Source organism: Chryseobacterium sp. FW101-FHT12H09 (genome assembly GCF_058790395.1).
Map to the genome: position 1 here is coordinate 130884 of NZ_JBYTCP010000002.1, position 14086 is coordinate 144969.

The following is a 14086-nucleotide window of genomic DNA, read 5'->3' on the forward strand; positions in this document are numbered from 1 at the left end:
TAATGTAAAGTATTTAAAATTTTTAAGCTTATACATCTAAATACCACTTGAAGATTCTATACTATAGATATTAATCGTTTGCCCAGTTTAAACGATCTGCCTGGTTATACTGCCAAGGAGCAGCATTGTTTTCTACATTCGTCATCATTAAATTTAATTCCTGTGGTGCAGCAGACTGTTCCATCACCAGGAATCTTCTCATTTCAAAAATAATAGAAAGAGGATCTAACAATATAGGACAAGCTTCAGTACAAGCATTACAAGTAGTACACGCCCAAAGTTCTTCTTTTGTTATATAATCATTCAATAGCTTTTTGCCATCATCTACGAATTTCCCGTTTTTATCAATATTCTTTCCTACTTCTTCCAGACGATCTCTGGTTTTCATAAGGATTAATCTTGGAGAAAGTTTCTTACCAGTAATATTTGCAGGACATACCGAGGTACATCTACCACATTCTGTACATGAATAGGCATTAAGTAACTGAACCTGATTTAAATCAAAAATATCTTCGGCACCAAATTTAGAAGGTACATCAGACTCTGCTCCTTCTGCAGGTGCAGCATATGGATCGGCATTAGGATCCATCATTAGTTTTATCTCTTTAGTAACAGATTCTAAATTATTGAATTTACCTTTTTTGTCCAAGTTCGCAAACCAAGTACTTGGAAATGCTAAAATGATATGCAAATGCTTCGAATAATAAAGGTAATTCATAAAGAATAAAATACCTACAAAGTGAAACCACCATGCAGCTTTTTCTGTAAAGAATAAGAAACCATCACTGAAGTTGCTGAATATCGGACCTAGAAGTGTTGAGCTGATTGGAAAACTTCCATGTTCAGGAAGTAATCCTCTTTGTTGTAGAGCCCAATCTGCTGTGTTCATCTTAAGAAAAGCTATCATTAAAGCAAATTCAATGATAAGAATCCAGTTAGCATCATGTTTTGGCCAGCCAAAGAGTTCTTTCATTGTTAATCTCTTAACTCCATAAAAATTTCTACGGATAAAGAAAACAACAACCCCAATGATTACCAGTAAGGCTAAAACTTCCAATGTTGCTGTGAAAAAACTATAAAAAGCGTGTCCGAAGATCGAGGACAGGAATCGGTGTGTACCGAATATACCATCAACAATGATCTCAATAAGTTCTATATTAATAATAATAAAACCTACGTAAACAAAAAGGTGTAGAATTCCCGCTACAGGACGTTTTACCATTTTACTTTGTCCCATTGCAACACGTGCCATGGTCTCCCAGCGTTCTGACTTTTTATCACTTCGATTGATTTCCTTACCCAATTGAATATTTCTGTAAATTTTCAACAGGCTTTTAGCAAACAACCCAAACCCAGCAACTAATAAGATCAGAAAAATAACATTATCGATATACTGCATAAGGTGTACTATTAGTCTTTATTGTTCTTTCCGAAAACAGAGAAGTTGATATATCTCTTAGGATTAGCTTTCATGTCTTCAATTAATGAATTAAGATTGGTAGATGCAGAATTCAAATTATTATACAGCTGCTCATCTTTCATCAGTTTACCTAAACTACCCTGTCCATTATCTATACCTCCAATAACCTGATTCAGCTTACCCACTGTTGCATCTAAATTAGCAATGGTAGAATTTAGCTTTTTAGTATCAATACTTTCTGCTAAGTTTCCGTATTTATCTAAGGTAACTTTTCCACTTTGCATAGTTAAACTGGCATCATCCAATACTTTTTGAAGCTTAGGGTCATTGTGCCCAACTAAGTTGTTTACACTTCCGGCCGTTGTTTGCAATGCTCCAACTGTTTTGTTAAGGTTAGAAAGTAAAGCTTTAATTTCAGCTCTATTCTGCCCATCAACAATTAGATTTGCATTAGCCATTAGAGAATCAACACGATGAAGAACAGATTGCAATTGATCTTTAACGGGGCCTACCTGAGAAGACAGACTTCCCAATGTTCCCAATTTGAACCCTCCCTGTAATGTATCGCCGTCTTTTGCAGTTGCTCCGCCATACATAAGGTTTACCCTCATTTCCTTGCCAGACATCAATCCCGGTTCAAAAATTTCCAAGGTGGAATTCTTTGAAAACTCAAATTTGTTATCAACTGTAATTTTAACCACAAAATTGATCTTGCCTTCTTTATTTGTCTGAGGGATGATTTTATCAACCTGCCCTACTTTCAAACCATTGATGGAAACCGGTGAAGATTGAGATAATCCTTCAACGTTATCATATTTTGCGTAAAATATATTATCGGTAGTAAAAAGACTTCTGCCTTTCATAAACTGAAATAATAACACAAAGCCTACAATAGCTAAAAGTGCAATTACACCAGCTTTTAATTCTTTACTGAACTTCACTTGCTAAATTTTTTCTAATGAGCAAATATAGCACATTTTAAATTAATGTTCCTGTTTATTGCTCTGCGTTAAATACAAAAAAAGCGGCATATTCTATGCCGCTTTTAGTATCTATAAGATTATTTTTTTATTGTTGCTGATTTCCCAGTTTATTCCAGATCTCAATTCTATAATCATCGATCTCTGCATTATCCTGCAAGCTCTTTAACCAAGCCTGACCAAACATTCCAGCACTTCTCTGAGAAACTGACTCTGTAAACTGTTTTAGATCACCTGGCTGCTTATTTACTGTTTCACTCTTTTTAATTAAAACATAAACACCAGTTCCACCTTCAACAGGCTTAGAAAGTTTAGATTTATCAACACCAAAAGCAGCACCTGCCACTTTAGGCTCCATTGATCCAGCTACTGATGGATTTAATAAGTTCACCTGAGCTGATTGTTTTGTAGTTGCAAATAATTTAGCGATCTGATCTAAATTAGAAGCTTTAGCCGCTGTAATTTTATCAGCAATTTGTTTTGCTGCTAATTTATTTTTAACGACAACCTCGATTTGATCTCTTACAGATTCAGGATCAGCCAGGCCTTTTTCTTGTTTACCATTCAGGTATACAACGATTTTATCCCCTGTCCCATCTACTGTAAAGAATTCTGTATCTCCTTTAGTTCTTTTCTTATCAAAAGCCCAAGCAAGGATCTCACCATCTTTCTCTGTTCCTAATCCCTGTAATTGACCATCAAATCTTTTTGCCGATTTAGGGTTTGAGAACTGATAGTTTCCTTTTTTAGCAATATTAACAAAATCATTAAATGACTTCCCTTGAACCTGCTGAATGAATCTTCTAGCTTTTTTATCAACATCTGCTTCTGTAGCATCTGAAGGCTTAATTGCTTTAACAACATTAGCTACCTTGTATCCTAATGCTCCCGGCTTTTTATCTTCAATATTGATAATATGATATCCAAACTGAGTTTCTACAACACCTGTAGCTCCTTTAGGGTTATTCGCCAAATATGTTAAGAATTCAGGAACAAAAGGAGTTTCCGGAGTAGTCCATCCTAAGCTACCACCTTGAGCAGCTGAACTAGGATCGTTAGAAAGCTTAAGGAATTCTGTAAATTTAGCAGGATTTGCTTTTACAACGGCTCCAACAGAGTCTGCTAACTTCTTAGCATCTTCTTTAGATCTTGTAACACCTTCTCCCGCAGGACTTCCTTTGAATGCAATAAGTATATGTCTCGATAATGTAGAATCTGAAGTCTTTTTACCCAAAAGTTTAGAAACAACATAGAAGTTCTGTTCTTTATATGGTCCAAAAGTCTGTCCAACTGCTGCAGTAGCAATTTGCGACTGAAGTGTTTGTGGCAATTGATTTGGTTTCAAATACTGATTATTGAAAGGCATATCAGAGTTTGCCATTACAAACATAGAGTCGTTAGTCGTATTTTGGAAGTTTTCTTTTCCACCACTAGCATCTGTACCTCCTGAGAATATTTTTGTAATCTCTTTTTGAGCAGCTGCGTCATCAGCTGCACTTGGTTTAGAAGGAAAGAAAACAACACCAATATTTCTGCTTGGTTCAGCCTTAAACATCACTGGGTGCTGCTTAATATAGTTAGCTAAATCTTCAGTTTTAACTTTGATATTATTTTTTTGAAGATATGAAGTATAGTCTACTTTCACAAAATCAATATCAGCCATCTGATCTCTCTGTCTCATCAACTCTTCAGCTTCTTTCTTACCTGTAGTGATCCCTGTCGAAATATTAGCAAAAACCTGTCTTGCCATAATTCTATACTCAACAGATTTTCTGGTTTTCAACCATTGGTTGTAACCTTCCGCACTAGAAGTTTTTAACTCTTCGATTTGTTTTTTTAGCTCCTGAGTTTTAAAATTACCTTTTTCATCAAAGAATTGTTTGTTTTGAGCAAACATTTGATCATACTGGATCTGATTCCAGAAATAATCGTCTGTCATTTCAAAACCCATTTTATCAAACTGCTGCTTGATAAGCTTTGATTGCACCAACAACTGCCAAGCCTGTTCTTCAAGACCATTTTTTGGTTGACCTTGTTGGTCTGCTTGTTGTTGTAGCACGAAAAGTTGATCGTTAAACTCTTCGCGGGTAATTTTTTCACCATTTACTTTTCCTAAAACATCAGGATTTTTTCCAAAAACCTTATCAATGCTATCAGGATTTACTAAAAACGCTAAAAGCGCCAGTGCAATTACTCCCATCAAAAGCCAAGGTCTATTCCTAATCTGTCCTAAAATTGCCATTTTATAAATTATAGTTTTTTATCAGGTTGCGAAAATACACATTTTTAAGAAATTACAGAAATCCCAGCCCTTTTTTTAATTTTTAAAATTTAAATTTTGCAAAAAAGGAAATTTTGACCATATTTTTTAATGAAAAACAAATGGCATAGGTATTGTGCATTTTACATTCACATAATATTCTAAGTGTTTTCTAAGCATATTGTGCATAATCACTTTAACGATTTAAAACGATAATGACAATTTGTCATTTGATTTACTATGACAGAATTTGAAGATATTAGTTTGGAGGAAATGATTAGCGATGGATTTGATATTGTTGCAGAAGAGATTAATCTTTCCGACTTTTCGGAAACTGATAAAAATTCCGAACAAAAGATATTTCCTATTCTTCCTGTAAGAAACATGGTTATGTTTCCCAACGTTGTAATTCCTATTACGGCTGGAAGAAAGGCATCTATACAACTTCTCGAAGAAGCTCAGAAAAACGGAGATTTTATCGGAATTGTAAGCCAGAAAAATTCAGAACTAGAGCAGCCCACTGAAAAAGATTTATATCACACAGGAACTTTAGCAAAGATTATCAAGGTCATAAAACTTCCTGAAGGAAATATTACGGCTATTACTAAAGGTTTCCACAGATTTAAAGTTAAAAAATTTATTGAAACGCAACCTTACTTTAAGGCTGAAATCAATAAATTAAAGGATACGAAAGCAAAGAAGCAAGACGAATATGATGCTTTATTAGATAACATTAAAGATTTAGCTTTAAAGATCATTGAACTAGATCCAAATATTCCTAATGCTGCTAATTTTGCAATAAAAAACATCAACAATAATGATGATTTATTAAATTTTATCTGCACCAATGCTAATTTTCCTTCAGTAGAAAAGCAAAAGCTGCTTGAGGAAAAGAGCCTTATGGAAAGAGCCAACAGCTGCTATGAAAAGATGCACGAGGATTATAGAAAGCTGGAACTGAGAAATCAGATCCATCAGAAAACCTCAAAAGATCTTGACAAGCAGCAAAGGGAATACTTTCTAAATCAACAGATCAGAACTATTCAGGAAGAGTTGGGTGGCGGATCTGAAAGTGATGTTGAAGATTTGATCAATAAAGCGAAAGCAAAAAAATGGAGCGATGAAGTTGAAGAACATTTCCTAAAAGAAATCAACAGACTACAAAGACAAAATCCAAACTCACCAGATTATAACGTTCAGAGAAATTATCTTGATTTCTTCACAGATTTACCTTGGGAGACCTTTACAAAAGACATTTTTGATATTGCAAAGGCAGAAAAAGTTTTAGATAAAGCTCATTTTGGTTTAGAAGATATCAAGAAAAGAATTTTGGAACACATGGCTGTTTTGAAATTGAAAAATAATATGAAATCTCCAATTTTATTATTGGTAGGTCCTCCGGGAGTTGGTAAAACTTCTTTAGGAAAATCTGTTGCTGATGCTTTAGGAAGAAAATATGTAAGATTATCATTAGGAGGTCTTCATGATGAAAGTGAGATCCGTGGTCACAGAAAAACGTATATCGGAGCTATGGCCGGAAGAATCCTTCAATCTATCAAAAAATCCGGAACATCGAATCCAGTTATCGTACTTGATGAGATTGATAAGGTGGGACAAGGCATTCATGGTGATCCAAGTTCCGCACTATTAGAAGTCCTGGACCCTGAACAGAATAAAGCATTCTATGACAATTTCTTGGAAATGGGCTATGACTTGTCTAAAGTAATGTTTATTGCCACAGCGAATTCACTTTCAACTATACAAACTCCCCTTCTTGACAGAATGGAGATCATCCAGATCGCTGGTTATACGATGGAAGAAAAAACTGAGATCGCTAAAAGACACCTCATCAAAAAACAGCAGGAAGAAAATGGATTGAATTCCAAATCTTTCAAACTTGGGAATGCAGAGCTTAAACATATTATTGAAGCTCATACTTCAGAAAGTGGAGTTAGAACATTAGAAAAAAGAATTGCATCTATTGCAAGATGGGTGGCATTACAAACAGCCTTACTTAAGGAATACGACTCTAAAATATCTCTTGAAAAGGTAGATGAAATACTTGGAGTTCCAAGACCTAAAAGTCTATCTGAAATAACAGGAGTTCCGGGAGTAGTAACAGGTTTGGCGTGGACAAGCGTAGGAGGAGATATTTTATTTATAGAAAGCATTCTAAGTAATGGAAAAGGCACTCTTACGATGACTGGTAACTTGGGAACCGTAATGAAAGAGTCTGCAACAATTGCTTTAGAATATATCAAAGCCAGACATAAAGAGCTGGGAATTGATCAGGAAGATATCGAAAAGAAAAACATTCACGTTCACGTTCCGGAAGGTGCTACACCCAAGGATGGACCGTCTGCAGGTATTGCTATGCTGACATCTATGGTTTCTTCATTTAAAAATAAGAAAGTAAAACCTCATTTAGCCATGACAGGCGAAATTACCCTAAGAGGAAAGGTACTTCCTGTTGGCGGAATTAAAGAAAAACTTCTTGCTGCAACAAGAGCCGGAATTAAAGATGTTATTCTTTGTGAGGCCAACAGAAAAGATGTAGAAGAAATCAAGAAAGATTATCTAAAAGATCTGAATGTCCACTATGTTAACAGAATGGAAGACGTTGTTGAGATCGCTATTGAAAAGTAACAACTTCTAAAGTCTGTAAAAAATACATTTCAAAGTGGAGACGTGTTTTTTATTAAAGGCTATATCTGGTGTATGAAATGAAAAATGTAAAGAATTCAAGTTAATTAAATAATAAAAGCCCTTCAATTGAAAGGGTTTTATTATTTTTATACTACAGATTTTGAATTATGAATTTTTTTAAGCTTCCTTTTCTTTTAAAACTTACCCTTGTTATCATGTCTATCATAGGCCTCGGGTATCTATTAGAGGTAGGACAAAGTATTTTAGCTCCCTTTTTTCTGGCTTTTTTAATGGCCATGTTATTTTTACCTTTTTCTAACTTTTTAGAAAAAAAATTAAGATTTCCACGTTCAGTTTCTACGATGATATCTGTAACGGCGATGTTGGTTATATTAGCTGGACTAATATTTTTCTTTGGATCTCAATTATCAAGCTTCAGCAAAGATATTCCTCATTTGAGGATGCAGTTCGACACTGTTTTCAATGGTCTCCAAAACTGGGTATCCCATACATTTCATGTTAAAATACATGAGCAATTGGATTATATTGATCAGGCTTTAAATAAACTCCTTTCATCTTCTGGTGTTATATTAGGATTTACATTTGGAATATTTTCCACAGGGTTAGGCTTTTTGTTATTCTTTATTCTGTTTTTCATTTTTATTTTAAACTACAGAAGAATTTTAAACAATTTTATTGTAAATGTTTTTAGTGAAAAACATAAAGCCAGTGTGCAGGAGGTGGTATCCGAAGTTCGTCTTATGACAAAAAAATATATCATCGGCCTTTGCATTCAGGTGATTATTGTTTCCAGCCTTACCTCAATCGTTCTCACTATCTTAGGCGTAAAATATGCTATCCTTTTAGGTGTTTTAACAGGCTTACTGAATGTTATTCCATATTTAGGAATATGTATCTCTCTTTTGATCTCATGCTTTATTGCCTTTGCAACCGCCACTCCTTCCACATGTATTTACGTAATTATCGGTTATATAGCTGTACATGTAGTAGATGGAAATATAATACTTCCTTTTGTGGTGGGTTCAAAAGTTAAAATCAATGCATTATTTTCCTTTATAGGAATTATTGTTGGAGAACATCTTTGGGGAATTTCAGGAATGTTCCTTTGTATTCCCGCTATAGCAATTATTAAGATAATTTTTGAAAGAGTAGATGGACTGAAACCTTGGGGCAAACTACTAGGCGAAGAAGACCGACCCCACAAAAAGAAAAAGAGCTATAAGATTTCTAAGAATATAACTTTAAAGGAAATGGATTAAGGTTATTAAAAAAAAGCCCTCTATATTCAGAGGGCTTTAATTTTTATCCTATTGCACAAAGTGGGCTCATTCCATTAGGGCAAGATTGGTTACAAGGGATGTAAGTATGGCTATCCGGACAATATCCAATGTCTGTTCCAGGACCCGGGTCGCCAGGACCACCACCTCCAAGACATGGATCACCAGGGGGAATTTTACATGGACAACCGATAGGGCCTATGTCACAAGGACCAATACCCACTCCACCAATAATTTCTTTTAGATCACTACGATTTAGTTTCTGAAGATTTTTTAACATAATATTATTTATTTAATTTGCCTAACAAATATATAAATTCAAATAACAGGAATGAAATCATTTATCAAAAAAAAACATCGAATACTTACATTTTAATTGAAATATATTCATTAATTATATTTTTGTTTTAAATTTGATAAAAATTCTTCAATTATGAAAGCAATAAAATTTATCATTTGTTTACTCTTTGGACTTATGTTTCTTAATGCAGGATTAGATAAGTTCTTACATTACATGCCCATGCCAAAACTTACTGAAGTACAGATAAAATTATACACCGCTTTTGGTGAAATTGGCTGGCTGTTTCCTTTAGTAGGTACTGTGGAAATTGTTGGTGGATTATTATTTATTTTCCCTAAAACACGAGCTCTTGGAGCCATTGTTATCTTACCGGTAATGGTAGGAATTGTCCTGCACAATGCATACAGAGACCCTTCCACAACAGGAATTGCCATCTCACTTGTTCTATTTCTAATTAATATCTGGATCATTGCGGATAATAGTAAAAAATACAAAGCTTTAGTAAGCTAAAAAAGGACTGCAAAATTGTAGTCCTTTTTTATTTATACAAATGCACTAAAGCCGGTAATAGACCTTCCGACAATCAACGAGTTAATTTCCTTGGTTCCTTCATAAGAGTAGATCGCTTCAGCATCCGCTACAAATCTTGCCACATCATATTCAAGTAAAATCCCGTTCCCACCCATAACCTCTCGTGCTCTGGATACGACATCTCTTGTTCGCATTGTACAGAATACTTTTGCCAAAGATGCATGTTCATCTTTTAAAATTCCTTCATCCTGCATTTCAGACAATCTAAAAACCAATGTCTGCATTGCGGTAAGATTGGATAACATTTCTACCAAATGCCCCTGAATCATTTGAAATGCTGCTATAGGCTTTCCAAACTGTTCTCTTTTTCTCGTGTAATCTAAAGCACTTTCATAAGCACCTCTGGCACAACCTGTTGCCATCCAAGCCACACCAGCTCTTGTCATTCTTAAAACTTTACCGGTATCTTTGAATGAATTGGCATTTTGTAATCTATTCTCTTCTGTTATTAAACAGTCTTTTAAAGTTATCAACCCATTCTGTACAATCCTTAAAGCCATTTTCCCTTTTATCTTCTCTACTGAAAATCCGGGGTTATCTTTTTCCACAATGAATCCTTTTACTTCACCGCTATCTACATCCCGTGCCCAGATAATAACAAGATCTGCGAACGTAGCATTTCCGATCCATTTTTTTTCACCATTTAATATCCAGCCTTCGGGAGTCTTTTTGCAAGTGGCTGTTAATCCGCCAGCCGCTCCTGAACCAACTTCAGGTTCCGTTAATCCGAATGCTCCAATTTTTTCAAATTTCTGCATTTGTGGAAGCCATTTCTGCTTTTGCTCCTCGGAACCGCAAATATAAATAGAGCCCATTGCCAGTCCTGATTGTACCCCAAAAAATGTAGCAATAGAAGCATCTATCCTTGCCATTTCCATTGCAATAACGCCTTCCATTAAAAATGGCATTCCAGGACATCCGTACCCTTCATAAGTTACTCCACAAATACCCAGTTTTTGAAACTTCGGGATTAATTCAAATGGAAATTCATCTCTTAGCCAATAATGATTTACCAGAGGTTTCACTTCTTTTTCCATAAAAGCTCTTACCTTCAGCTGAATTTCTCTCTGTTCAGGTGTTAATGTATGATAGATATCATAAAAGTCTCCATCTATAGGCGGCAGTTCTTTTTTCTTTTTATTTGGATCAAGCATTTTCATTAACCCTCCCATTTGTTTATCATCCAGTTTTGAAAAATTCTGCATCAACTTTGGAAGATCTACCTTTTGAGATATTGCACTTAATTGATCAAAGTCTATTGATCTGAATAATTCTATCGCGTTTCTGATTTTAGAAAAAGTATTAGACATAGTTATAGTTGTGATTTTGATTTGTAAAAGACATACAAAAATCACTCCGAAATCTACATCATCACCTAAGACATGTTTTACAAAACACTAACTAACAAATAGTTAAACTCATTTTTATGTTTACAAAATTTTTACCTTCAATTTTCAAACATTACAAATGATTCCATCTGAACTTTGAGGTAAGCAAAAACATTAAAAATCAATCTTATGAAAACTACTTACATTAAATTATCACTTTGTGCCCTTACTCTATTAGGAATTTATTCTTGTAAAAAAGGGGAAGCAACAGCAACCGAATATGAAACTTCAGCGGCTGCCGATTCCGCCGCCATTATGACTTCAGATAGTATTTCTTCTGTTGCAACTATGAAAGTAGAAGATAAACAATTCATAAAAACGGCAGATGTAAATATGGAGGTGAAAGATGTTTATGAGGCTACAATTTCGATTGAAAAATCTGTTCAGGATCTGGGTGGATTTGTTACGCATAGTAATTTACAGAGTAATGTGGTTTCAGAAAACACCTATAATACATCCGGAGAAGATGCCATGCTTGTCAAAAAATATCAAACTGAAAACACCATGCAGGTACGTGTTCCTACAATAAAACTAGGTGAACTTTTAACTTCAATCAATGACAAAAAACTTTTTCTAAATTCAAGATCTATTAATGCAGAAGACGTAACCTCTAATATAAAATATGCAGAGCTTGAGGGAAAAAGAATTAAAAAAACAGGAGAAAACATTTCTCTACTCAAAACAAATAAAGACAAAGTGAATATGAGTGATGCTAATATGTCTGAAGAAAACCTGCAGCAACTTGCGAATTTAGATGTCACAGATAATCTGAAATACAGTACAATTAACATTTACATTAAAGAACCCAAGGCCCATATTGCTGAAATTGCAATTACAAATACTAAGAATATCGATAATAAGTATAAGTTCAACTTTATCTATGATGCTAAAAATGCTTTTGTAGAAGGGTTTTATTTAATTCAAAAAATTATACTGGGATTGATCACGATCTGGCCGGTTCTGTTAATTGCAATAATGATTATTTATTTTATCAGAAGACGAAAATCATTTCACAAACCTACTCATCATATCTCTGAATAACATACCGCTATCCTAACCTTTCGGTTATCATCATAATTTTAGATTTTACAACCTCCTGTTTTCTTAGGGGGTTGTATTTTTACTGCAATTCCTTTACTTTTTAATGATAATTTTCTTAGCTACTTTCAAATTTCCACTATCTATCTTAACCAGGTAAGTCCCTTCAGTCAATTCTGATAGATCAATCGAAAACCGACTGGTTAAAAAATTATATTTTTTTAATTCCTGTCCATTTGTATTATATATGATAACGAGATGTGATTTTTTACCTGCATCTAAATCAAAATTAAAAATACCATTTGACGGATTAGGAGAAATAGTCCCATAATTCAAATTATTGACTTCTTTTGTATTTAATGTAGATCCATATTCGCTTGCTCCTATATCAATGATCGTATTCGAAATTCTACTATATCCATAAAAATCCAATTCTCCGGAAGAAATTATGGTGGTTGGTTTCCCTTTATTTACACATGGACTTCCTAAATTTAAATGGATATCCGGTATTGCATTTGAGATGGACATCAAACTTGGATTGGCATAAATAGAATTTGCATCCTGGTTGGTTGCAGCTTTATATGCTGAGAATGAACTATAATTTGAGTTTCTCCAATTTACTGTTATATCATTTTGATTGTTATTTGGAGTATACCAACAATTATAATTAAAAGTATTATTAGTTTGTGGATTAATGTTATCAATACTCATTAATACATTTTCAGAACTGGTATAGAAGATGTTGTTTTCAAATATGCAATTTGAAGCCTTGGTCATAGCAATCTCCCCCGTTCCATCATTTAAAGTATTATTTTGTAAAAATGTATTGTTTCTGATAATACAGTTTATTACCTGACCAGTAGTTCCAACATCATACCCTCCAATAGAGAGACCCGCCTGTTTATTTTTGTATATCAAATTATTTTTCACGGTAATTTGCTGAACGATCCCATTAAGCTCTGCGCCTACTTCAATACCCCATCCATTTTGATAACTTTTGTTTTTCTCGACTGTGATATTCTTTGCGCCATCTACATAGATTCCAGCTGAAGTCGCATATTCCGAAACATTATTATAACATGTATTATTAACGACCACTCCATTTCTGGCTTCGTCTAAAGATGCATTTGATGCCGTCCCCTCATGTCCTAATATATCAATCCCGATATTTGTATTATCATGTACTACACAGTTTTTTACTGTAAATCCATCTACATTTCCATTTACCGCTAATGCTTCACTATAACCCAAAATATTATCAAATACTTTGCACCCATCTATGGTAAGGTTAGTAATTCCACCATTTCTACCATAAACAATAAAACCTTGAGCATTATCGTTGGAAGTAGCTGGTGTGCTCTTAATTGGGGTCCAATTGATATTCTTAATAGTGATATTTTTAAAAGTCAGATCAGTTGATGAGCTAGTGCCTGTCGTTTGCACAAGCAGACCTTGCGCATCATTCACTGTCCTATTCTGAATTGTTAAATTTTCAAATTTCAAATAATTTTTATTTGTAATCGTTAGTAAAGTAGTCCCTGCTGTTCCTGTCCCATCAATGATAACATTATCATTTAAATAGTTTTTAAAAGTGATATAATTTCCAATTGTTCCACTTACATTTATTACAATATTCTCAAAATAGGTGCCTGCTTTTATATTTACAATACTGTTTGGGGTGGCACTACTAGCTGCTTTTTGTATTGTTTTCCAGGGTGCGGTAATACTTCCATTATTTGCATTGTTTCCAGAAGCTTTATCGACATAATAGTTGGTTTGAGAAAAGCCCAAACTATATACAAGCAACAGCAATGTGGTTTGAATCAGTTTTTTCATTATATATTCAATTTAATCGGTGTATATTTTGTGATGGTATACCTTGTAACGGTTTGTTAATGTATGCAGGAGAAAGCATTTATCAAATTTCTTAACATCACCTAAATGTACAAAGTTTTTAATTATCTAAAAACCAATTGGTATTAATATCTAAAATGAGTATAAGACTTACTAGCTACCTTCCTAAGCAGCATTTCATTTCCATTAATAATCTCATCCATATCAAATTAAAATAATGTCTAAACTACCCTAACATTTACGTTATCATCATAATTTTAAATTTTACAGCATCCAATTTTTTCTCGGAGGTTTTATTTTTCCTTAAATT

The 14086-nt window shown here is 34.1% G+C and carries 10 protein-coding genes; 4 read left to right on the top strand and 6 right to left on the bottom strand.

What is annotated here, in order from left to right:
• Positions 1–70 precede the first annotated feature (70 nt).
• From AC3WRL_RS06280 to AC3WRL_RS06290, 3 genes are all read right to left on the bottom strand, one after another.
• On the bottom strand, positions 71–1399 hold the full coding sequence (locus AC3WRL_RS06280; protein WP_261510290.1) for a 4Fe-4S dicluster domain-containing protein: 1329 nt from the start codon (positions 1397–1399) through the stop codon (positions 71–73).
• Positions 1400–1410: 11 nt separating this feature from the next.
• The gene (locus AC3WRL_RS06285; RefSeq protein ID WP_261510291.1) at positions 1411–2361 is read right to left on the bottom strand and encodes an MlaD family protein; all 951 of its coding nucleotides are present in this window, start codon (positions 2359–2361) and stop codon (positions 1411–1413) included.
• A gap of 127 nt (positions 2362–2488) precedes the next feature.
• Entirely contained in the window at positions 2489–4642 is a 2154-nt protein-coding gene (locus tag AC3WRL_RS06290) for a peptidylprolyl isomerase (RefSeq protein ID WP_261510293.1), read from the bottom strand.
• A gap of 258 nt (positions 4643–4900) precedes the next feature.
• On the opposite strand from AC3WRL_RS06290, the gene lon reads away from it, so the two are divergent.
• Positions 4901–7306 (top strand): endopeptidase La, encoded by a 2406-nt coding sequence (gene lon / locus AC3WRL_RS06295; RefSeq protein ID WP_261510295.1) that lies wholly within the window; start codon positions 4901–4903, stop codon positions 7304–7306.
• 167 nt (positions 7307–7473) lie between these two features.
• Entirely contained in the window at positions 7474–8586 is a 1113-nt protein-coding gene (locus AC3WRL_RS06300) for an AI-2E family transporter (RefSeq protein ID WP_261510297.1), read from the top strand.
• A gap of 43 nt (positions 8587–8629) precedes the next feature.
• On the opposite strand, the gene AC3WRL_RS06305 is transcribed toward AC3WRL_RS06300, so the two are convergent.
• Positions 8630–8884 carry a hypothetical protein gene (locus AC3WRL_RS06305; protein ID WP_261510298.1) on the bottom strand — a complete coding sequence of 85 codons (255 nt, stop codon included), beginning with the start codon at positions 8882–8884 and terminating at the stop codon, positions 8630–8632.
• Positions 8885–9037: 153 nt separating this feature from the next.
• Here AC3WRL_RS06305 and AC3WRL_RS06310 point away from each other — a divergent pair, with 153 nt between their 5' ends.
• Positions 9038–9415, top strand: coding sequence for a MauE/DoxX family redox-associated membrane protein (locus AC3WRL_RS06310; RefSeq protein WP_261510300.1), 378 nt, complete (start codon positions 9038–9040; stop codon positions 9413–9415).
• 32 nt (positions 9416–9447) lie between these two features.
• On the opposite strand, the gene AC3WRL_RS06315 is transcribed toward AC3WRL_RS06310, so the two are convergent.
• Positions 9448–10806, bottom strand: coding sequence for an acyl-CoA dehydrogenase family protein (locus tag AC3WRL_RS06315; protein WP_261510301.1), 1359 nt, complete (start codon positions 10804–10806; stop codon positions 9448–9450).
• Positions 10807–11013: 207 nt separating this feature from the next.
• On the opposite strand from AC3WRL_RS06315, the gene AC3WRL_RS06320 reads away from it, so the two are divergent.
• Positions 11014–11925 carry a DUF4349 domain-containing protein gene (locus AC3WRL_RS06320; RefSeq protein WP_492329949.1) on the top strand — a complete coding sequence of 304 codons (912 nt, stop codon included), beginning with the start codon at positions 11014–11016 and terminating at the stop codon, positions 11923–11925.
• 93 nt (positions 11926–12018) lie between these two features.
• Here AC3WRL_RS06320 and AC3WRL_RS06325 read toward each other — a convergent pair whose 3' ends face one another.
• Complete coding sequence (locus AC3WRL_RS06325; protein ID WP_492329950.1) at positions 12019–13758, bottom strand: T9SS type A sorting domain-containing protein; 1740 nt, start codon at positions 13756–13758, stop codon at positions 12019–12021.
• Positions 13759–14086: the final 328 nt, after the last annotated feature.

What these genes read in the sequence shown, in the direction of transcription:
- AC3WRL_RS06320 (WP_492329949.1), top strand. Translation starts at nt 11,014, where the DNA reads ATGAAAACTACTTACATTAAATTATCACTTTGTGCCCTTACTCTATTA.
- AC3WRL_RS06310 (WP_261510300.1), top strand. Translation starts at nt 9,038, where the DNA reads ATGAAAGCAATAAAATTTATCATTTGTTTACTCTTTGGACTTATGTTT.
- AC3WRL_RS06280 (WP_261510290.1), bottom strand. Translation starts at nt 1,399, where the DNA reads ATGCAGTATATCGATAATGTTATTTTTCTGATCTTATTAGTTGCTGGG.
- AC3WRL_RS06315 (WP_261510301.1), bottom strand. Translation starts at nt 10,806, where the DNA reads ATGTCTAATACTTTTTCTAAAATCAGAAACGCGATAGAATTATTCAGA.
- lon (WP_261510295.1), top strand. Translation starts at nt 4,901, where the DNA reads ATGACAGAATTTGAAGATATTAGTTTGGAGGAAATGATTAGCGATGGA.
- AC3WRL_RS06290 (WP_261510293.1), bottom strand. Translation starts at nt 4,642, where the DNA reads ATGGCAATTTTAGGACAGATTAGGAATAGACCTTGGCTTTTGATGGGA.
- AC3WRL_RS06300 (WP_261510297.1), top strand. Translation starts at nt 7,474, where the DNA reads ATGAATTTTTTTAAGCTTCCTTTTCTTTTAAAACTTACCCTTGTTATC.
- AC3WRL_RS06325 (WP_492329950.1), bottom strand. Translation starts at nt 13,758, where the DNA reads ATGAAAAAACTGATTCAAACCACATTGCTGTTGCTTGTATATAGTTTG.
- AC3WRL_RS06305 (WP_261510298.1), bottom strand. Translation starts at nt 8,884, where the DNA reads ATGTTAAAAAATCTTCAGAAACTAAATCGTAGTGATCTAAAAGAAATT.